The 19,021-nt window shown below is 58.4% G+C and carries 21 protein-coding genes; 12 read left to right on the top strand and 9 right to left on the bottom strand.

All coding sequences use genetic code 11. The features are described 5' to 3' along the window. The first annotated feature begins 47 nt into the window (after positions 1 to 47). The gene (locus QO002_RS00875) at positions 48 to 680 is read left to right on the top strand and encodes a septation protein A (protein WP_307225759.1); all 633 of its coding nucleotides are present in this window, start codon (positions 48 to 50) and stop codon (positions 678 to 680) included. 29 nt (positions 681 to 709) lie between these two features. Next, positions 710 to 1,270, top strand: coding sequence for a DUF2585 domain-containing protein (locus tag QO002_RS00870; RefSeq protein WP_307233048.1), 561 nt, complete (start codon positions 710 to 712; stop codon positions 1,268 to 1,270). Here QO002_RS00870 and QO002_RS00865 read toward each other — a convergent pair. From QO002_RS00865 to ccmB, 4 genes are read right to left on the bottom strand one after another with little or no spacing between them, the layout of a single operon-like run. Continuing rightward, complete coding sequence (locus QO002_RS00865; protein ID WP_307225756.1) at positions 1,267 to 1,884, bottom strand: DsbE family thiol:disulfide interchange protein; 618 nt, start codon at positions 1,882 to 1,884, stop codon at positions 1,267 to 1,269. The two genes, QO002_RS00870 and QO002_RS00865, sit on opposite strands and share 4 nt — an antisense overlap. Then, complete coding sequence (gene ccmD / locus QO002_RS00860; RefSeq protein WP_307225754.1) at positions 1,881 to 2,048, bottom strand: heme exporter protein CcmD; 168 nt, start codon at positions 2,046 to 2,048, stop codon at positions 1,881 to 1,883. The genes QO002_RS00865 and ccmD overlap by 4 nt, the downstream gene beginning before the upstream one ends. Positions 2,049 to 2,050: 2 nt before the next feature. Next, positions 2,051 to 2,812, bottom strand: a complete 762-nt coding sequence (locus tag QO002_RS00855) for a heme ABC transporter permease (RefSeq protein ID WP_307225752.1) — start codon at positions 2,810 to 2,812, stop codon at positions 2,051 to 2,053. 60 nt (positions 2,813 to 2,872) lie between these two features. After that, the gene (gene ccmB, locus QO002_RS00850; protein ID WP_307225750.1) at positions 2,873 to 3,532 is read right to left on the bottom strand and encodes a heme exporter protein CcmB; all 660 of its coding nucleotides are present in this window, start codon (positions 3,530 to 3,532) and stop codon (positions 2,873 to 2,875) included. 212 nt (positions 3,533 to 3,744) lie between these two features. Here ccmB and QO002_RS00845 point away from each other — a divergent pair, with 212 nt between their 5' ends. Next, entirely contained in the window at positions 3,745 to 4,437 is a 693-nt protein-coding gene (locus tag QO002_RS00845; RefSeq protein WP_307225748.1) for a hypothetical protein, read from the top strand. Positions 4,438 to 4,458: 21 nt separating this feature from the next. Beyond that, positions 4,459 to 5,166, top strand: coding sequence for a hypothetical protein (locus QO002_RS00840; RefSeq protein ID WP_307225746.1), 708 nt, complete (start codon positions 4,459 to 4,461; stop codon positions 5,164 to 5,166). A 431-nt stretch (positions 5,167 to 5,597) separates the two neighbouring features. Here the strand turns inward: QO002_RS00840 and ccmA are convergent, their stop codons facing one another. Next, positions 5,598 to 6,236, bottom strand: a complete 639-nt coding sequence (ccmA, locus tag QO002_RS00835; protein WP_307225744.1) for a heme ABC exporter ATP-binding protein CcmA — start codon at positions 6,234 to 6,236, stop codon at positions 5,598 to 5,600. Between the two features lie 265 nt (positions 6,237 to 6,501). Here ccmA and acnA point away from each other — a divergent pair, with 265 nt between their 5' ends. The 3 genes from acnA to QO002_RS00820 all read left to right on the top strand — a co-directional run bounded on the left by acnA (position 6,502) and on the right by QO002_RS00820 (position 10,917). Further along, the gene (acnA, locus tag QO002_RS00830) at positions 6,502 to 9,192 is read left to right on the top strand and encodes an aconitate hydratase AcnA (protein ID WP_307225742.1); all 2,691 of its coding nucleotides are present in this window, start codon (positions 6,502 to 6,504) and stop codon (positions 9,190 to 9,192) included. A 162-nt stretch (positions 9,193 to 9,354) separates the two neighbouring features. Continuing rightward, positions 9,355 to 10,125 (top strand): DUF1223 domain-containing protein, encoded by a 771-nt coding sequence (locus QO002_RS00825; protein WP_307225740.1) that lies wholly within the window; start codon positions 9,355 to 9,357, stop codon positions 10,123 to 10,125. Positions 10,126 to 10,512: 387 nt separating this feature from the next. After that, positions 10,513 to 10,917, top strand: coding sequence for a DUF2794 domain-containing protein (locus QO002_RS00820; RefSeq protein WP_307225738.1), 405 nt, complete (start codon positions 10,513 to 10,515; stop codon positions 10,915 to 10,917). A gap of 10 nt (positions 10,918 to 10,927) precedes the next feature. On the opposite strand, the gene QO002_RS00815 is transcribed toward QO002_RS00820, so the two are convergent. The 4 genes from QO002_RS00815 to QO002_RS00800 form a co-directional block, all read right to left on the bottom strand. Continuing rightward, on the bottom strand, positions 10,928 to 11,485 hold the full coding sequence (locus QO002_RS00815; protein WP_307225736.1) for a GNAT family N-acetyltransferase: 558 nt from the start codon (positions 11,483 to 11,485) through the stop codon (positions 10,928 to 10,930). Positions 11,486 to 11,555: 70 nt separating this feature from the next. Beyond that, the gene (locus QO002_RS00810; RefSeq protein WP_307225734.1) at positions 11,556 to 12,299 is read right to left on the bottom strand and encodes a Bax inhibitor-1/YccA family protein; all 744 of its coding nucleotides are present in this window, start codon (positions 12,297 to 12,299) and stop codon (positions 11,556 to 11,558) included. A gap of 219 nt (positions 12,300 to 12,518) precedes the next feature. Then, positions 12,519 to 15,059, bottom strand: a complete 2,541-nt coding sequence (locus QO002_RS00805) for an ABC transporter permease (protein WP_307225732.1) — start codon at positions 15,057 to 15,059, stop codon at positions 12,519 to 12,521. An 11-nt stretch (positions 15,060 to 15,070) separates the two neighbouring features. Continuing rightward, entirely contained in the window at positions 15,071 to 15,778 is a 708-nt protein-coding gene (locus QO002_RS00800; RefSeq protein WP_370878528.1) for an ABC transporter ATP-binding protein, read from the bottom strand. 84 nt (positions 15,779 to 15,862) lie between these two features. On the opposite strand from QO002_RS00800, the gene QO002_RS00795 reads away from it, so the two are divergent. The 5 genes from QO002_RS00795 (at position 15,863) to QO002_RS00775 (ending at position 18,971) form a co-directional block, all read left to right on the top strand. Then, a complete protein-coding gene (locus QO002_RS00795; protein ID WP_307225728.1) occupies positions 15,863 to 16,507 on the top strand; it encodes an arylesterase in 645 nt (214 codons plus the stop codon). Positions 16,508 to 16,627: 120 nt separating this feature from the next. Then, complete coding sequence (gene thpR / locus QO002_RS00790) at positions 16,628 to 17,206, top strand: RNA 2',3'-cyclic phosphodiesterase (protein ID WP_307225726.1); 579 nt, start codon at positions 16,628 to 16,630, stop codon at positions 17,204 to 17,206. A 78-nt stretch (positions 17,207 to 17,284) separates the two neighbouring features. Then, on the top strand, positions 17,285 to 17,602 hold the full coding sequence (locus QO002_RS00785; protein WP_307225724.1) for a 4a-hydroxytetrahydrobiopterin dehydratase: 318 nt from the start codon (positions 17,285 to 17,287) through the stop codon (positions 17,600 to 17,602). 46 nt (positions 17,603 to 17,648) lie between these two features. Then, on the top strand, positions 17,649 to 18,044 hold the full coding sequence (locus tag QO002_RS00780) for a YkvA family protein (protein ID WP_307225722.1): 396 nt from the start codon (positions 17,649 to 17,651) through the stop codon (positions 18,042 to 18,044). A 423-nt stretch (positions 18,045 to 18,467) separates the two neighbouring features. Continuing rightward, positions 18,468 to 18,971, top strand: coding sequence for an invasion associated locus B family protein (locus QO002_RS00775; protein ID WP_307225721.1), 504 nt, complete (start codon positions 18,468 to 18,470; stop codon positions 18,969 to 18,971). Positions 18,972 to 19,021 lie beyond the last annotated feature (50 nt).

The raw sequence follows: 19,021 nt of genomic DNA, 5'->3' as shown, positions 1-19,021 counted from the left end.
ATTGCGATCATACCGGGGCTCAAGGCTTGTCTGCCAAGGAAACTGCAATGTCGTCTATCGAGGCTGCAAAGCCGCGCAAGGAAATCAGCCCGCTTCTCAAGATGGTTCTGGAGCTTGGCCCGCTGGTGGTGTTCTTCTTCGCCAATGCGCGGGGCGAATGGCTGGGCGCGCATTTTCCGGCGCTGACTGAGCTCGGTGGTCCGATTTTCATCGCGACCGGACTGTTCATGGCCGCAACTGCTCTCGCGCTCACCGTGTCGTGGATATTCACCCGTACGCTGCCGATCATGCCGCTGATTTCCGGTATCGTCGTCTTCATTTTTGGCGCTCTGACGCTCTATCTGCAGAACGACACCTTCATCAAGATGAAGCCGACCATCGTCAATTCGCTGTTCGGTGTCATCCTGCTTGGCGGTCTGCTCTTCGGCAAATCGCTGCTCGGCTATGTTTTCCATTCTGCCTTTCGGCTGGATGAGGCCGGTTGGCGAAAGCTCACCATCCGTTGGGGCATCTTCTTCGTGTTCCTCGCCATCATGAATGAAGTCGTCTGGCGCAATTTCTCGACGGATTTCTGGGTGGCCTTCAAGGTCTGGGGCACGATGCCGATCACCGTGCTCTTCACGCTGTCGCAAATGCCGCTGATCATGAAGCACTCGCTCGACCAGGAAGCTGACGCTTGAGCGCCGTTTTGCCGAATCATGACAGGACGATGCGGCACACGACGCTCTGGCTGCTCGTCTGTCTCGCTGTCCTGATTGTTCAGGCATTGGCGCAATACTGGATGGGCCGCACGCCGATCTGCACCTGCGGCTACGTCAAACTGTTCGAACCGGTGGTCAACAGCCCCGGTAATTCGCAGCATCTGGCCGATTGGTACACGCCGTCCCACATCATCCACGGCTTCATCTTCTACGGCATTGCGCACCTGCTGTTTCGCGGAAAGCCGCTGGCGGCGCGGCTGCTATTTGCGGTGCTGATCGAAAGCGGTTGGGAGCTTCTTGAGAATTCGCCCATCATCATCGACCGCTACCGAACGGCGACCATCTCGCTGGATTATTACGGCGACAGCATCCTGAATTCGGTAATGGATACAATCTTCATGGCCGCTGGATTCTTCTTTGCCTGGCGTATGCCGGTGTTGGTCACGGTGGCCGTCGCTATCGTCTTCGAGCTTTTCACCGGCTGGCTGATCCGCGACAATCTCACACTCAACGTGCTGATGCTGGTTTATCCGCTGGAATCCGTGAAGGCGTGGCAGAGCGGGATCTAGCTCTTGCCTGCCAGCGCGGCTTCAATCGCCGGAAAGAGCCCTTCCTTCAGGCTGCGGTCATCGAATGGGCCGACGCGCTTGTACAGGATCGTTCCGTCTGCGCCGACGAGATAGGATTCCGGAATTCCGTAGACACCCCAGTCGATCGCCGCCTTGCCGCGCGGATCAACGCCGATGGCGGAGAACGGATTGCCGAGTTCGCCGAGGAAGCTCAGCGCGTTTCCCGTCTTGTCCTTGTAGTTGATGCCGACGACTTGCAGGCGTGGGTCTTTAGCGAGATCGAGGATTATCGGGTTTTCCTCGCGACAGGGAATGCACCAGGACGCCCAGATGTTGACGAGCGTCAGCTTGCCCTTGATCGCGGCGTCGGTGAGCGCCGGCATGGGGGCTCCGCTGAGGTTCGCGCCTTCGAGCGGTGGCATGTCGAGGCTCGGGGCTTTCGTGCCGATGAGAGCGGAAGGGATTTCGCTGATGTCGCGGCCGGAATCGAGCTGGCTCCAGAACACGGCGGCAAGGGCTCCAAAGATAGCAAGCGGCAGCAGCGCCAGCACATAGCGCGCCTTGCTCGGCCGTTCCGCGACTTCGCTGTTCGTTGTCCGGGTTTCGTCGGTCATGATGTGGGCTTGCCTTCGGACCGGCGGCGGATGCCGGCGTCTTCGAGCGTCTTTAATTCTCTCCGGCGTGCGCGACCGTCAAGGAATACCCAGCCGATCAGAGCCAGAATGAGAATTGTGGCAGCGCCGTAGCTTGCGGCGACATAGGCGAGATGTCCCGACATGCTCAAGCCTCCCGGCCAATATTACGCGCCGCCTGCCGGCGCAGTGCTGTGACCCGGCGGCGCAAGATTTCGTTGCGCATGGCAGCTATATGCAAGGTGAAGAACAAAAGGGTGAAGGCGATCGCCATCACCAGCAGCGGTCGCAGAAATTCGGGATCGATGGTCGGTCCACCCAGGCGCATGACGCTTGCCGGCTGGTGCAGTGTGTTCCACCACTCGACCGAAAACTTGATGATCGGGATGTTGACGAAGCCGATCAGGATGAGGATGGCGCAGACCTTGGCAGCCTTGCCGGGCTCGTCCATCGCCCGGTTGAGCGCGATGAGGCCGAGATACATCAGGAACAGTACGAAGACGGAGGTGAGCCGCGCATCCCAGACCCACCAGGTGCCCCACATCGGCTTGCCCCAGAGCGAGCCGGTAATCAGCGCCATCAGCGTAAAGGCCGCGCCGATCGGCGCGGCGGCCTTGGCGGAGACATCGGCCAACGGATGGCGCCAAACAAGCGTGCCGAGGGCCGAGATGGCCATGACCGTGTAACACATCATCGACAGCCAGGCGGCGGGCACATGGATATACATGATCCGCACGGTTTCGCCTTGTTGGTAATCACCTTCGGTGGTGAAGGCGAGATAGAGGCCGACGACAAAGAAAAGCGCGGTTACGCCGATCAGCCAGGGCAGGATACGCCCTGATAGCGCCAAGAACCGCGTCGGGTTGGCGAGGTCGCTGAATTTTCGGATAGCAAGGCTGTTGTCGGTCATGATGGTTCTTTAACGCGGATTGCTTCCTGCTTCAATTGATCGGGGTCAACCACATTTCTGTCAGTCTGACGAGGAACGCAGCGCCGCCGCCGCCGCGACGGGGCCAATCACCGCGAAGAACAGGGTGATGGCGATCAAGATCAGGAGCGGTGGCAGGAACGGGGCTGGGTCCTGTACCGCCGCATAGGCCGCGCTGACACCGAAGATCAGTACGGGGATGGCAAGTGGTAACACCAGGATCGAAACGAGTAGCCCACCGCGCGGCAGGGCGACGGCAATACCCGCTCCTGCTGCTCCGATGAAGGTGATGGCCGGCGTGCCGACCAGAAGCGTCAGCATGGTTGCGGCGATAGCAGTGCCGTCCATATTCATGAACAGGCCGAGCAGCGGGGCGGCAATGACCAGCGGCAGGCCGGAGGCTGTCCAGTGGGCGAGACATTTGACCAGCACTGTCAGCACCAGCGGCGTTTCCTGCATCAGGATCAGATCGAGTGACCCATCCTCACGCTCCGCTTGGAACAGCCGATCAAGGCCGAGAAGGCAGGAGAGCAGGGCGCCGATCCAGAGGATGGCGGGGCCGATGCGCGAAAGCAGGTTGAGGTCTGGCCCGACGGCGAAAGGCACGACGGCAATGACCGTCAGGAAGAACAGGACGCCGATCAGGGCGCCGCCACCGGATCGTGTTGAGAGTTTCAGGTCGCGGAGGAAGAGGGCGATCAAATGCTGTTCCTAGCTCGGAGCCACAGCTCTGTGCCTCAACCGCAAAAAGCATCAGGTTCGTGAAAAATCAAGCGGCGATAGCGGGAGCAAGGGTCAATCTGCAGATTACAGCGGCCTGTTACAAATGAAAGGCGATCTTAGTCGCAACTTTAGGAAGATATAATTACAATCGGATTGATCTTCCTGGTTTCTTACGAATGGAGAGGTGGACCTTGCCAGATCCTATACAAAGAACTCCTTCCGAACAGGTCGGCAAGCTCATTCTCGATGAATTTTTGATGCCGGATCGATTTGAACATCCAATAAGGCGCAGGGCAGCCGATGATCTTGCTCATTTGCATTCGAATTTGGCTAAAGAAGACAAGGCTGCCCTTTATCATGCAATGGATAAGCATATTGAACTTGGGTCAATGTTTGCACAAAGTGTAATAACCCAAAGTATAAAATCTGAAAATCATGAGCCAATAAAATCTCTGGAAATTAGAAAATTTGTAATTGGTCAGATACCAAACATAGAAAATAGCTATTATCAGGCTCAGATAATTTCTGAGGTTACTAAAGAAAAACTCACTCCACACCAGGCGTCCTTCGTTGTGAAGAATGTTTTGGACTATTTCGAAGATCAGATAAGAAACCTCCCGCAAAGCGAACGATATTCTCACGACGGAGATTTGGATTTAAGGTTTCACGCTCTTGAACACACAGCGGAATTCCATACAGACGCGGATAGGCGCAGGCTGGCAGAAATGGCGAGAGCCGATGCTAACCTTGATAACTGTCTTCAGAACCTGAACGAGCGGACTGCTTCAGCGGAAGGGCGACAAACCGCGTCAGAAAGGCATACTCAAAGCGTAGATGATCGGCACTATGACGAGAGGCCGCGAGGTGCAGAACGGGGTCGCTAGGGACAATAGTGGAGGGGGGAAATGGTTGAAGACCATCCTGAAAAAAAGACTACCGATAATGCTTCTGACGATTCCAGGGCCTTTGCTGGGCTCAAAGATCTGCCAACAGAATCCTTCATCGATCTGGCGACGCCACATGATGGTGACGACAGAAAATCTGTACGTGATCTTAACCTTCTTAGTCGCCTCAACAAAAATACGCATGCCATTATCAATGACCAAACTCATGCTTTGGGTCGGTATTACTCCACAATTGCTGCCGCAGGCAGATTGAAGAACGACCTGCATGCAAAGACCTTTCCTCAAGAGCTCATCTTCGATGACGTAAATTGGGATATCGGTTCAAATCCCACCGCAATCGATTGGATACGAACGGCCACGCCCGGGCTTGAATTGCTAACCCCAGAGGCTCAGACTCGGATCGTCCGGAATGTATTGGAAGGGCATGGGGCCGAACAGGGGGCTGCCGTCCTTGAGATGTGCGGTCACCTCGATAACCTTCATGACAGAGAAAGCATCAAAGCAATGGCATCATTGGCGATCGACCTGTTTGTGAACGCCGAAGAATGGGAGCAGGCAAGAAGCGACGACGGATGCAAGGCTGTCGCGCTGGCGTACAGGCATATAATGGATGAAGACATGAAAACCGCCAGGGGACAGCTCCACGAGCATATGGACGCCAAACCCCGAACTGCGCCGACAGCTGGTGAACGCCATCGTCGCACATAATCCAGGCATCCTGAGGCTCGATGAACCGCGAGCGCTGGTGGTCAAAGAGTTGCCTGAGTTAGATATCGACGCTACGCTCAAGGCCCTTGTCAAACCAGAACAAATGGAACGGACTGGAACCCGACCTGCCAAAAGTGATGCCGGTCGCCTCTTGCCTCAGTTTGAATCCTTGGCGAGAGCGGCGGGCTTATCAGGTTTTGACAAGGTCGCTAAGGCGAAACAGATTTCTCAGGCTATCGAAACAGAAGTCGACACTGCGCGGGCAGACCTGCGGTGGTCGACTCGCGAGAGGTCAGATCGCTCCCGATAGCCACACGATTTCGGTAAATCTAGAGGATGTCCGGTTCGGATTGAACCAGGGTATTCGCTAGATTCTTTTGTTTTCGTTTATCTTTTCGGGGAAAACGGTTTCCGCTTTTCCCTGACAAATTCTAGTCAGACAATCCAATAAAACCGGTCATTGCCAACTCAGAGGCGTTCTGAAGCGCAAGAGGCTGGTGCGTTGCAGCAAGTACGATGCCGCCACTCCTTTGGTGAGCGGAAATCAACTTTGCCAACAAAGTGTCCGCAGCGGAGTCGAGGGCTGCCGTCGGCTCGTCGAGAATCCACACCGGACGGTGGGCTACGAGCAGCTTGGCGAAAGCAATGCGACGCTGTTGGCCCGCCGACAGATAGCCAAAGGGCAAGTGGCCGATGCCCGGCAAGTCGACGGCCTCTTCTGCCTGGAAAACGCCCATACCAGTGCCATCTGCCGAATCACCCATGAACTTTTTCCAGAAGGTGAGATTTTCCTCCACCGTCAGTTCACGCTTCATGCCGTTGTGGTGTCCGAGATAATGGCAGAGCTCGCGGGGATGGCCGAATTCCTGGGTTCCTCCCGTTGCCGAAACGGTGCCTTCTTCCTGCAACAGCAGGCCCGCGACGACGCGCAAAAGGGTAGATTTTCCCGAGCCATTCGGACCCGTGATAATCAAGGCTTCGCCGGCTTCGAGAACAAAGGAAATATCCTTGAAAATCAGGTCCTCACCGCGTTTTGCGCCGAGTCCCGCGACGACGAGGCTGAGGGGCATTCATCTTCCTTTTACGACGTTCGTCGCAATGCAAAAAAATTGTCCCAATTTGGGGAATGTTGGTCTGGCACGTTTCTCAGAAATTATCTATAACCGCCCCAACACGCCAGCGGTCGGCGTGAATTTCATCCTAGCGCCGAACATGGAATGATTTCCACGTACGGACAGCGGAAATGGCCGTACCCGCATCCCATTTCGCGCTTTCATAGCGCTCGGGCGTTCGTACGTCAGTTGTTGGCGATCAGACGGAACGGGGTATCATCCAGTGTCCAAATCCCTTGACAGTTTTAATTGTCGTTCGACGCTTTCGGTGAACGGCGTAGGCTATGTCTACTATAGTCTGCCGAAAGCAGAAGCGAACGGCCTGGCCGGCGTTTCCAATCTTCCCTATTCGATGAAGGTGCTGCTGGAAAACCTGCTGCGCTTCGAAGACGGTCGTTCGGTCACCAAGGAAAATATCCTTGCCGTCGCCGAGTGGCTGAACAACAAGGGTCTCGTCGAAAACGAGATCGCCTATCGCCCGGCCCGCGTGCTGATGCAGGACTTCACCGGCGTTCCCGCCGTTGTCGATCTTGCGGCCATGCGTGACGGTATCAAGGCGCTCGGCGGCGATCCGGAAAAGATCAACCCGCTGGTTCCCGTCGATCTCGTTATCGACCACTCGGTTATCGTCGACGAATTCGGCACGCCCAATGCTTTTGCCCGCAACGTCGAGCTCGAATACGAGCGCAATGGCGAGCGCTACCGCTTCCTCAAGTGGGGCCAGCAGGCCTTCAAGAACTTTCGCGTGGTCCCGCCCGGCACCGGCATCTGTCACCAGGTCAATCTCGAATATCTGGGACAGACGGTCTGGACCAGGGAAGCAGACGGCGAGATCATCGCTTATCCGGATACCTGCGTCGGCACCGACAGCCACACGACCATGATCAATGGCCTGGGCGTTCTCGGCTGGGGCGTCGGCGGCATCGAGGCGGAAGCGGCGATGCTCGGCCAGCCGGTTTCCATGCTCCTGCCTGAAGTCATCGGCTTCAAGCTCACCGGAAAGCTCAAGGAAGGCGTGACCGCGACCGACCTCGTGCTGATGGTCGTGCAGATGCTGCGCAAGAAGGGCGTCGTCTCGAAATTCGTCGAATTCTTCGGCGCCGGCCTCGACAACATGACGCTTGCCGACCGCGCCACCATCGGCAACATGGGCCCGGAATACGGCGCGACCTGTGGCTTCTTCCCGGTCGATTCGGAAACCATCAACTACCTCACCATGTCCGGTCGCGAAGAACAGCGCATCGCCCTCGTGGAAGCCTATTCCAAGGCGCAGGGCATGTGGCGTGACGGTGATGGCGCCGAGCTGGTCTTCACGGACACGCTTGAACTCGATCTCGGTGATGTCGTGCCCGCCATGGCTGGCCCGAAGCGTCCGGAAGGCCGCATCCCGCTGGAAAACATCGCTTCCGGTTTTGCGACTTCGCTTGAAACGGACTACAAGAAGCCCGGTCAGCTCGCCAACCGTTATCCGGTCGAAGGCACCGATTTCGATCTCGGCCATGGTGACGTGGCGATCGCCGCGATCACCTCGTGCACCAACACGTCGAACCCCTCGGTCCTCATCGCTGCCGGCCTGCTCGCCCGCAACGCGGTCGCCAAGGGCCTGAAGACCAAGCCGTGGGTCAAGACCTCGCTTGCACCGGGATCGCAGGTGGTTGCCGAATATCTCGCCAAGTCCGGCCTCCAGGTCGATCTCGACAAGCTCGGTTTCAACCTCGTCGGCTTCGGCTGCACGACCTGCATCGGCAACTCCGGCCCGCTGCCGGCGCCGGTGTCGAAGACGATCAACGACAAGGGCTTGATCGCTTCTGGGGTTCTCTCGGGCAACCGCAACTTCGAAGGCCGTATCTCGCCTGACGTCCAGGCGAACTATCTCGCTTCCCCGCCGCTGGTCGTCGCCTACGCGCTTGCCGGCACGGTGCAGAAGGACCTGACCAAGGACCCGATCGGTGATGACCAGCATGGCAATCCGGTCTACCTGAAGGACATCTGGCCGACCTCGAGGGAAATCCAGGAATTCATCTACAAGTACGTCACCCGCGAACTCTATGCGTCGAAGTACGCCGATGTGTTCAAGGGCGACGAGAACTGGCAGGCGGTTCAGGTTCCCGAAGGTCAGACCTACGCCTGGGACGACGATTCGACCTATGTCCAGAACCCGCCTTACTTCGTCGGCATGGGCAAGACCGGTTCGGGCATCTCCGACATCAAGGGCGCGCGCGTGCTTGGCCTGTTTGGCGACAAGATCACCACCGACCACATCTCGCCGGCCGGCTCGATCAAGGCTGCGTCTCCGGCTGGCGCGTATCTGACCGGCCACGGCGTCGCCGTTGCCGACTTCAACCAGTACGGCACGCGCCGTGGCAACCATGAAGTGATGATGCGCGGCACGTTCGCCAATATCCGCATCCGCAACCACATGCTCGGCCCGAACGGCAAGGAAGGTGGCTTCACCATCCACTATCCGTCGAAGGAAGAGATGTCGATCTACGACGCGGCCATGCAGTACAAGGAAGAGGGTGTTCCGCTCGTCATCTTCGCCGGGGTCGAATACGGCAACGGTTCGTCGCGTGACTGGGCCGCAAAGGGCACCAACCTACTCGGCGTCAAGGCTGTGGTCGCCCAGTCCTTCGAGCGCATCCATCGCTCCAACCTCGTCGGCATGGGCATCGTACCTTTCGTCTTCGAGGAAGGCACGACCTGGGAGACGCTTGGCCTCAAGGGCGACGAGATCGTCACCATCGACAATCTCTCCAACGTCCAGCCGCGCGAAAAGCGCATCGCCCAAATCACTTACGGCGATGGTTCGGTGAAGGAAGTTCCGTTGATCTGCCGTATCGATACACTCGATGAGGTGACCTACATGAACAATGGCGGCATCCTGCAAACCGTTCTGCGCGATCTTGCAGCGTAAAGCATCTTGCTGGAATATCGAGCCGGGGTCTTGTGCCCCGGCTTTTTCATGCGCAATTTTCCGGTGCCGCGAGTTTCACTCCAACGTGACTTCCTGTTGAAAGCACGGCGGCGTATGTAGAAGCGCCTTTACTCTTACGACTGCCCTGGGAATAGAAACCTGATGTCCTTCTCATGCCATCTTCGCCGTATGCTTCTGGGCTGCGCCTTCGGGCTCGCGGCACTGCCGGTTGCAGCAGGCGACGTGGTTTCGCCGAAAGGCGTGGTGGAGCTGTTTACCAGCCAGGGCTGTTCATCCTGTCCGCCGGCGGACGCAGCGCTCAAGAATTTGATCGACGAAGACAAAGTGGTGGCGCTGGCCTATCATGTCGATTACTGGAATTACCTCGGCTGGGCCGATACGCTTGCGTCCAAGGAAAACACTGCCCGCCAGTACGCCTATGCTCGCATGCTGGGTCGGAGCGGAGTGTATACCCCTCAAGCGATCCTTAACGGGCGTGCCCATCTCAACGGTGCCGACCTTCCTGGCATTCGCAGCAAGCTTGCGACCCTCGATAGCTCCGGCAAGGGTATGACGGTGCCGATCACCGCCACCCGCCGCAGCGACGAGATTGATATTCGCGTCGGCTCGGGGCAAGGCAAGGCCAATGTCGTTGTCGTTTATTTCAATCGCCAGCAGCAGGTGAACGTCGAGAGCGGCGAGAACGGCGGCAAGACGATTTCCTACCTCCATTCCGTCAACGACGTGCAGACGATCGGCATGTGGGATGGTCAGCCGGCAAACTTCGTGCTGCCGGCGATGGTGCTCGATGAAGCACGCAACGGCGGCTGTGCCGTTCTGCTGCAGCGGATGAAGGATGGCGAGACGCCCGGTCCAATCATCGGCGCCACCACGCTGACGTCGGATAGCCTGAAGAACAATGCTGCGAACTAACGCTTCTGTTTAGAGGCCCGGTCCGGCAACGCCGAGGGGCTGGGGCTTAGGGTTCGAGGTTGCCGGACCGAGCGTGCGTCCTCATCCGGAACGATGCCGGGACGTGGAACGCTTCCGCGGCCGCGCGCCGAACGGCACGAGTAGAACGGCACTGCGGATCAGTTTCACATGGGGAGCGTATATTCACGCTTTCCCGTGTGCGTGCCGGCGCCTGATTGAAGTAGGGGGATCGGGTACCAGCGGGGATGAGTGTTTCGCGCAATTGGGGCGTGGTTTTGGCTGAATTGAGGCAAGCGTCAAAAACCACCGATGATCTTCACTGCTTGCTTTTCAATGAAGCTCAGGCACACTGTAACTGTCCTGTCACAATAAAAGGCCGGAATACTGATGAGCGATGAGCCGGATTTGCACAACGGCGCAACACGATCGACGAGCCATGCGACACCTGAAGGCGTCGTCGATCTGAACAGCTACCGCGGCGCCAGGGATCCGCTGCCGATTACCTTTCACCGCACCGAACTCGATCAGATCCTGTGGGTCTATGGCCGCATGGTGGGCGACGGGGATTGGCGCGACTACGCCCTTGATCACCTGATCGACAAGGCCGTATTTTCCGTGTTCAAGCGCTCGGGGGAGATGCCGCTTTATCGCATCGAGAAAAACCCGAAGCTTGCCGCCAAGCAAGGTGCCTATAGCGTGGTCAACGCCCACGGCATGATTCTGAAGCGCGGTCACGATCTCAAGCAGGTTTTGAAGGTGTTCGACAAGCTACTGAAGCTGGTCAAGTCGTAACCCCATTGCGTCAGCGGCGGTAGAGCGTGTCGGGATAGCTGCCCGCTTCCGGTTCCGTTTGAAACCCGTCGCCGAGTTCGATCTGCATGAAGGCTGTATCGAGCCAGCGGCCGTGCTTGTAGCCAGCGCCTTTCAGGATACCCGCATCGCGAAATCCCAGGGCCGCATGGAGAGCGACTGAAGCTGGATGCGCACCACCGATCACGGCAACCATCTGGCGGAAGCCGCGTGCCGTGCAGCGGATGATGAGCGCCTGGAGCAGCGCCTTGCCAAGGCCCCGGCCTTGTGCCTCGGGCGCAAGATAGATCGAATCCTCCACGAGAAAGCGATAGGCGGGACGTGTGCGAAAAGCGGATGCATAGGCATAGCCGATGAGCGTGCCGGCTTCATCCACAGCGGCGATATAGGGATAGCCATTTTCCGTTGTCGCCGAAAAGCGCTTGGCCATCTCCTCCTCCTGTGGCGGATCGATCTCATAGCTTGCGGTCCCGTTCAGAACCGATTCCCGATAAATCGCGGTGATGGCTGGAACATCGGAGGGAGTGGCGTCACGCAGGATGAAGGTCATGGGATCAGGTAACCGGCTTGAATGAAAAAAGGCGGCCGAAGCCGCCTTTCCATGAATATTACTCGTTTTGTTACTCGCGGTTTCCGAGGAAGCGCAGGAGGAACAGGAAGAGGTTGATGAAGTCGAGATAGAGCGTCAGCGCGCCCATGATCGCCTTGCGGCCGGCAACGTCGGCACCATCGGCTTCGAAGTACATTTCCTTGATCTTCTGGGTATCCCAGGCGGTAAGGCCTGCGAAGATCAGCACACCCATGGCCGAGATTGCGAAATCAAGGGCAGAGGAGGCGAGGAAAATGTTGACGATGGAGGCGATGATCAGGCCAAAAAGACCCATGATCAGGAACGAACCCATGGCCGACAGGTCACGCTTCGTCGTGTAGCCGAACAGCGACAGCGCGCCGAAGGAGGCTGCGGTCACGAAGAACGTCTGGACGATGCTCTGGCCGGTATAGATCATGAAGATCGACGACAGCGACAGACCCATCAGGCCGGCATAGACCCAGAAGGTCGTTTGCGCGGCCGATACGCTCATCGAGTTGATGCGAAAGCTCAGGAAGAGGACGAGCCCCAGCGGCGCCAGCATCACGACCCACTTCAGCGGGCTGAGATAGATCGCCTGACCGAAGGCGGTCAGCTGGCCGTCAGCGAAAGCAAAGGTGAAGGCCGCATAGGCCGCAATGCCGGTGATCGCCAGACCAAGGGCCATCAGGTTATAGACCTTGAGCATATAGCTGCGCAGGCCCTGATCGATAACAGCCCCCGCCTGTGCGCCGGCAGGCGACATCCGGGTTTGGTAGTTTCTAGGATCGGACATTGGTTCCTCTTAATAAGCTCCGGGTGAAAATACGGTGTTCGGTCCTGCGCATCTCGGATGAAACCTCTACAAGGACCGGGCGCCGCTGCGGGGCTCCAGCATGCCTGAAGAGAATATGATGTTGAAATGGGGTCCGCACAAGACCATTCGGCGGCCGAATCGGCCGAAAAGCGGCGTAATCATCCTTTTCAGCCTCAACGTTAACGATTTGTAACGCATTTACAATTCGCGCAGGACGGGTGCCGCTTTCTGCCCGAGCACGCGCCATGTTCCCGCAAGCCCGATGCCGACAGTGACGACGAGCGCAATTGCGATGGTCGCGATGGCGACATCCGGCAGGAAACGCGATGGCAGTGTCATGATCTGGCTGACCACGAACCAGGCCGCTACGCCGCCGGCAAAGAGGGCGAAGACGGCGGTCGAGAGGCCGAGTATCGCATATTCGTAGCAGAAGGCGCGAATGAGCGTCCGCCGGGTCGCACCGAGCGTCTTCAGGATCACGGCGTCGTGGACGCGTGCCCGGTTGCCGGCAGCCAGGGCGCCTGCGAGTACCAGCACCGAGGCGACAAGCGCCACGGCGGCGGCTGCCCGGATTGCGGTGGCGAGTTGCCCAACCAGTTCGTTGACGATGTCGAGCGCGTCCTTCACCCGCACGCTGGTGATCGTCGGATAGGTGTTGGTGACCGCCCGCAGCGTCGTTGCTTCCGCTTGCGCCGTTGCTTTCGGGTCGATGACGGTTGCAAGCCAGGCATGCGGCGCGCCGGCGAACGTGTTGGGCGAAAACACCATGACGAAGTTGATCGACAGTGATTCCCACTCGACGCGGCGGAAGTTGGCGATCTTCGCCGTGATGTTGCGGCCGAGAACATTGACGGTGACGGTATCGCCGAGCTTGAGGCCAAGCTCGCCGGCCTCCTGCGCAGAGAAGGAGACCAGCGGTTTTCCGGAATAATTCCCGCTCCACCACTCGCCTTCGGAAAGGCTTGAGTTCTCCGGCTTGTTCTTGGCATAGGTGATGCCGCGGTCACCTCGCAGCACCCACTGGCCGGCGGGTGGCACCTTCATCTTGCTGACGTCCTGGCCGTTGAAGGCGAGGATGCGGCCGCGCAGCATCGGCACTTCGATGATCTTGCCATCGGGCAGGTTCTGCTGGAGCAGGTTGCGGAACCCTTCGATCTCGCTGCCCTGGATATCGACGAAGAAGAAATTCGGCGCGCGTTCCGGTAGATTTCCGGTCAATTCCCGACGCAGATTGCCGTCGATCAATGCCAATGTCACCAAAAGCGCGAGACCCAGCCCAAGCGAAAGGACAACGGACGGGGTGAGGGCACCCGGACGATGAATATTGCCGATGGCAAGTCTCAGCGCGGGCGAGCGCACCCGTGGTGCACGCCTTGCCAGCAAGGCAACGACGATCGAAACGCCGCGCAGCACGACGAAGGAGAAGGCGATTGCACCAAGGAACGTCAGGGAAATCGTCCGGTCATAGGCGGTGAATACGGCAAGCCCGGCAAGGGCGACAAGGCAGCCGACGGTAGCAACGATATAGGGCCAGCGCGGCCATGCCTGTCGCTCGAAGCTCTGCTCGCGAAAGAGCGCCGTCGCCGGCACGTTGCGCGCATGACCAAGCGGCAGGAAGGCAAAGGCGAGCGCAGTGAGGATGCCGAAGAGGGCAGCCAGACCGAGCGCAGAGGGGTAGAGCGCAAAATCGGTGGATACCGGCAACATGCCCGCCAAAAATTGAGCGGCGACATAGGGAATGAGCATGCCGAGAGCGAGGCCGATGACGATACCGATCGCGGCAATCATCAGGATTTGCGTCAGGTAGATGGTGGTGATCAGCGAGCCGGGGGCGCCTAGGCATTTGAAGGCTGCGATGACGCCACGCTTGGAATCCAGATAGGCCCGCACAGCATTGGCGACCCCAACCCCGCCGACGATCAGGGCGGTCAGGCCGACGAGGGTCAGGAACTGCGAAAAGCGGGTGATGTTTGCGGTCAACGATGGTGCTGCGTTGCGGCTGGTGCGGATCGACCAGCCGGCCTGCGGGAATTTTTCCTGGGCCTGGCTGACGCGCGCGGGCACTGATGTCGGATCGGAAACCTTCACCTTGTAGGCATATTCCACCAGGCTGCCCGTCTGCACGAGGCCGGATGCGGCAAGCGTATCGGAGGAAACCAACAGGCGTGGGGCAAAGCCGAAACCGTCCGAAAGTGCATCAGGCTCGGTGACGATGGTGCCAGCGATGATGATGCGCGCCTTACCGAGCAGCAGTTCGTCGCCGACGGCAAGGCCGAGACGCTCCAGAAGAAGCGGTGCGGCCAGCGCCTTGTGTCGGTCGCCGCTGGTGGCCAGCATGTCTTTCAAGGGGGTTTTCGGCTCGCTCTCCAGTGCGCCATAGAGCGGATAGGCGCCATCGACGGCCTTCAGCTCGACGAGCGCCTGGTTGGAGCCATCCGGCAACCGCGCCATCGAGCGCAGCCCGACGGAGACCGAAACATCGCCAAGGCTGTCGATGAAAGCGCGTTCGCTTTCGCTTGCCATGCGGTTGTTCAACTCGAAACGCATGTCGCCGGCGAGAAGGCCCTGCCCCTGGGAGGCGATCGAACCCGTGATCGACTGAGAGAGAGAATTCACCCCCGCAATGGCCGCGGTTCCAAGCGCGATACAGGCGAGGAAAATATAAAAACCTCTGAGGCCGCCACGCATCTCGCGAAGCGCCAGTCGAAAGGCCAGCGAAAGACGCAATCCGTCGGGCATTGAGAGCGTCCTCATGCGGAGAGGGCTTCCGAGCGGACCGAATTTTCCGTCTTGTGCCCGGAGGAGACGATTTCGCCGGAGCGCACCTGCACTTGCCGCGAGCACCGATCGGCAAGCGCCGGATCGTGGGTCACGAGCACCAGCGTCATGTCCCGCTCGGCTTGCTTGGAAAAGATCAGATCGGCAATCTGTCTTCCGGTTTCTGCGTCGAGATTGCCGGTCGGCTCGTCGGCGATCAGAAGCTTCGGTGAAGGCGCCAAGGCGCGGGCGATGGCCACGCGCTGCTGCTCACCGCCCGAAAGCTGGCCTGGATAGTGCGAAAGCCGTTCGCCAAGACCAACGGAGACGAGCTCACGCCGGGCGATGTCGAAGGCATCCCGCACATCGGCGAGTTCCAACGGCACGGCGACATTTTCAAGCGCGGTCATATTGGGGATCAGGTGGAAGGACTGGAAGACGATGCCGATATTGCGCCCGCGGAAGGCGGCAACCCGATCTTCGCTCAGGCCGTGAAGCGGTGTGCCGTCAATGACGATTTCGCCCGAATCAAGCTGTTCAAGACCCGCCAGCACCATCAGCAGGGTGGACTTGCCGGAGCCGGAAGGTCCGACAATGCCCACGGACTGACCGGCTTCGATGTCGAGTGTCATGGATTTGAGCACATGAACCGAGGCTGCCGCCTGGCCGAGGGTGAGGTCCGCATTTTTCAGCGCGATCATGGTTCTTGGCAAGAAAATCCATCCTATATGTAAAATATCAAATGCCCGGAAGGCTCGATCTTCCGCCGACTTAGGGACGAAAGCATGGTCATTAAAGGGTTTGCAGCATTTTTGTTGACGCTTGCAGTTGGCTTTACCGTAACGTCCGCGACCCAAGCTGAGACCCTGCAGATGGTGGGTTTTGGCGACAGTCTCATGGCCGGCTACCAGCTGCCTGCCGAAGATGCCTTTCCCGCGCGGCTTGAGAAAGCTCTGAAGGCCAAGGGTCACGACATCGTGATCACCAACGCCGGGGTGTCCGGAGACACGACCTCCGGCGGCCTTGCCCGCATCGACTGGTCGGTACCTGATGGGACGAAAGGTGTCATCCTCGAGCTCGGCGCCAACGATGCGCTGCGTGGCATCCCGCCCGAGGAAAGCCGCAAGAACCTGGTTGCCATGATCGAGAAGCTGAGCATCCGCAAAATTCCGGTGCTATTGGTCGGCATGCTCGCGCCGCCGAATATGGGCGAAGATTATGCCAAGCGCTTCAATCCGATCTATCCGGACCTGTCTGCAACATATTTTGTTGATCTCTATCCATTCTTTCTGGACGGTGTTGTCGAGAACCCGGCATTGAAGATCGAGGATGGCATGCACCCGAATGCCGAGGGGGTTCAGGTCATGGTTGATAAATTTCTTCCCTACGCCGAGCGATTTCTCGAAGAGATCGGGGAAACGAAACCTTGAACTGGATGTGCAGAACTTCTTAAATGGTTTGGAGAAATATTGCAGGTGCGAAATTACAGTTGCGCAGAGGCCTCGGCCGTGATTCGCTGAGGTATCTGAAAGAGATTCGGGGAGCTCGACATGCCGAGACTTTTCACCGCCCTCGAGATACCGCGTAATGCCGCGATGAGTTTGTCATTGTTGCGGGGTGGTCTTCCCGGTGCCCGCTGGATCGACGTAGAGAATTACCACATAACCTTACGCTTCATCGGTGACGTCGACGGACGAACCGCCGACGAGATCGTCGATCGGCTGGACCGGATCAATCGGCCGGAGTTCCAGCTGCAGCTGACCGGCATGGGTGCCTTCGGCTCGAAGAAACCGCACTCCATCTTTGCCGGGGTCAGCAATCCGCCGGAGCTTTATGCCCTGCAGGCCGAGGTCGAACGGATCTGCCAGAGGCTTGGCCTTCCTGCCGATCCGCGCAAATTTACCCCGCATGTGACACTGGCGCGTTTGCGCAATTCGCGCGTCGAAGATGTCGTTCGTTATCTCTCAGGCCGCGGCGGCTTCCATACGAACTCGTTTACCGTTTCACGGTTTGTCCTTCTCTCGTCGCGCGATTCGATCGGCGGCGGACCTTATCTCACGGAAGAGATATTCCCGCTCCAGGAGCCGCTCTCGACCGGGCTTTCCAACGGCGATCTGCACCCTCTCTGATACCGTCTGAGACCTATTGCCTCTGACAACGGTCAGCTTCATTCTGCTTCGCACGATGATGCGACAGGAGGAATTGCCATGACACGGGAAAAGCTTGAGGCTGCGGATGTTGCCGAGCGCCTGAAGGTGATGAACGGCTGGGTGCTTGCCGACGACGGCGCTTCGATCTGGAAGGCATTCCGCTTCAAGAGTTTCGTCGAGGCCTTCGGTTTCATGACAGAGGCGGCGCTGAGCGCCGAAAAGCTCGATCATCATCCGGAATGGTTCAACGTTTACAACAAGGTGGATGTTACGCTGACCACCCATTCGGCCAATGGATTGACGGATCTCGATTTCAAGCTCGCAGAAAAAATGGATAAGGCGGCGGCCGGCCGAATGCCGGATCATTTGAAATAGAAAGCGACCTTCCCATATCTGGAGCATGGAAAACGGACCGGGCAATATGGACGACGTCAAGATCGGGGAAATTCTCTTACCGGGCGAGGAAAGCGAACAGGAAGCGCGCGCCAGCAAAGTGCGTCGGCGTTTCTGGCCGACCATGAAGCGGGCGATGCGGCAACTGCCGTTCAGCCGCGACGTGGTCGCCGCATATTATTGCGCCATGGATCCGGCGACGCCAATGCGCACGCGCGGTATCCTGCTCGGGGCTCTGGCCTATTTCGTGCTGCCTTTCGATGTCATCCCCGATGTTTTTGCGTTTGTCGGGTTTTCCGATGACATCGCCGTGCTGACGGCGGCCTTTGCCGCGATCAGTGGGCAGATCAAGGAAGAGCATTATATCAGGGCTGACGATGCCTTGACGGATGAGATAGCCGAAGGCGGCACGGCGAAGCGGTAAATGCCCCGTCTCAGAGCGCCACTTTTGCGGTTGTGATGGCGTGGGGCTACCAGCGTCAAACTCTTGCCTGATTCTTGCTCCCATAAACGCGCGCTGGGCGCGTTTCCAAAAGCTTTTCCGATCTTTTACGCAAGATCGGAGGTACGGGACAGACCGGCGGGCTCCGGTCCGGTGATCTCTCCCCGGAAACGTCTCCTAATCCTTTCACCTTGCCATGCCGGCGGTTTTGCACCGGTGTGGGCGAATAATGGCCTTGATACCTCGATTTGCGTCGCAATCTGTTCCGTATTAAAGCGAAGGGGTGACGAATTCGGCTGATGTTGACGGTTTGGTAACCTGAATTAAGTCAAAATAAATCTAATCATGCGTTGCCCGGCTTAAAAGCTGAACGGGCGTTGGCTAGCAAGAAACCGGCAGGACAAGATGTTTGTAAGAAAGCTCACCACCGCACTCGCAATCGTAATGGCATGCGCCGGCGCGGCTTCGGCCCAGTCGCCGACGCGCATCCAGCAGTTCAATGCCTGGGGTGCCTATTCCTATCAGGCGGGTGCCGGCAAGGTCTGCTACGTGCTCTCCGTTCCGAAGGAAAAGACGCCAGCATCTGTCGATCATGGCGATATCTTCTTCCTCGTGTCGCAGCGCCCCGGCCAGAATATTTCCTATGAGCCGCAGGCGATGATGGGCTATCCGCTGCAGGAAAACTCCAAGGTCACGGTGACCATCGATGACAAGAGCTTCGTGATGTTCACCAAGGGCAACTCCGCCTGGGTGGAGAACGCCGCTGAAGAGCCTGCGCTCGTTGCCGCGATGAAGAACGGCAAGGCGATGTCTGTTGCGGCCAAGTCGCGCAAGGGCACTGCCACCAACTACTCCTATTCGCTCTCCGGCATTTCGGCAGCGCTGAAGCAGATCGAATCCTGCAAGTAAGCGTTGGGCGAAACAGTTTGAGAAATCCCGCCGGTCTTTCGATCGGCGGG

The sequence above is a fragment of the Pararhizobium capsulatum DSM 1112 genome (genome assembly GCF_030814475.1).
In the GTDB taxonomy this organism is placed as follows: Bacteria; Pseudomonadota; Alphaproteobacteria; order Rhizobiales; family Rhizobiaceae; genus Pararhizobium; species Pararhizobium capsulatum.
Note: the sequence above shows the minus strand (reverse complement) of the source record. Positions and strands in the feature narration are given on the sequence as shown.

Bases quoted from the DNA above. Each gene is read 5' to 3' on its own strand.
- QO002_RS00875 (WP_307225759.1), top strand. From the start codon at position 48: ATGTCGTCTATCGAGGCTGCAAAGCCGCGCAAGGAAATCAGCCCGCTT.
- QO002_RS00870 (WP_307233048.1), top strand. From the start codon at position 710: ATGCGGCACACGACGCTCTGGCTGCTCGTCTGTCTCGCTGTCCTGATT.
- QO002_RS00865 (WP_307225756.1), bottom strand. From the start codon at position 1,884: ATGACCGACGAAACCCGGACAACGAACAGCGAAGTCGCGGAACGGCCG.
- ccmD (WP_307225754.1), bottom strand. From the start codon at position 2,048: ATGTCGGGACATCTCGCCTATGTCGCCGCAAGCTACGGCGCTGCCACA.
- QO002_RS00855 (WP_307225752.1), bottom strand. From the start codon at position 2,812: ATGACCGACAACAGCCTTGCTATCCGAAAATTCAGCGACCTCGCCAAC.
- QO002_RS00840 (WP_307225746.1), top strand. From the start codon at position 4,459: ATGGTTGAAGACCATCCTGAAAAAAAGACTACCGATAATGCTTCTGAC.
- ccmA (WP_307225744.1), bottom strand. From the start codon at position 6,236: ATGCCCCTCAGCCTCGTCGTCGCGGGACTCGGCGCAAAACGCGGTGAG.
- QO002_RS00825 (WP_307225740.1), top strand. From the start codon at position 9,355: ATGTCCTTCTCATGCCATCTTCGCCGTATGCTTCTGGGCTGCGCCTTC.
- QO002_RS00820 (WP_307225738.1), top strand. From the start codon at position 10,513: ATGAGCGATGAGCCGGATTTGCACAACGGCGCAACACGATCGACGAGC.
- QO002_RS00815 (WP_307225736.1), bottom strand. From the start codon at position 11,485: ATGACCTTCATCCTGCGTGACGCCACTCCCTCCGATGTTCCAGCCATC.
- QO002_RS00810 (WP_307225734.1), bottom strand. From the start codon at position 12,299: ATGTCCGATCCTAGAAACTACCAAACCCGGATGTCGCCTGCCGGCGCA.
- QO002_RS00805 (WP_307225732.1), bottom strand. From the start codon at position 15,059: ATGCCCGACGGATTGCGTCTTTCGCTGGCCTTTCGACTGGCGCTTCGC.
- QO002_RS00800 (WP_370878528.1), bottom strand. From the start codon at position 15,778: ATGATCGCGCTGAAAAATGCGGACCTCACCCTCGGCCAGGCGGCAGCC.
- QO002_RS00795 (WP_307225728.1), top strand. From the start codon at position 15,863: ATGGTCATTAAAGGGTTTGCAGCATTTTTGTTGACGCTTGCAGTTGGC.
- thpR (WP_307225726.1), top strand. From the start codon at position 16,628: ATGCCGAGACTTTTCACCGCCCTCGAGATACCGCGTAATGCCGCGATG.
- QO002_RS00785 (WP_307225724.1), top strand. From the start codon at position 17,285: ATGACACGGGAAAAGCTTGAGGCTGCGGATGTTGCCGAGCGCCTGAAG.
- QO002_RS00780 (WP_307225722.1), top strand. From the start codon at position 17,649: ATGGACGACGTCAAGATCGGGGAAATTCTCTTACCGGGCGAGGAAAGC.
- QO002_RS00775 (WP_307225721.1), top strand. From the start codon at position 18,468: ATGTTTGTAAGAAAGCTCACCACCGCACTCGCAATCGTAATGGCATGC.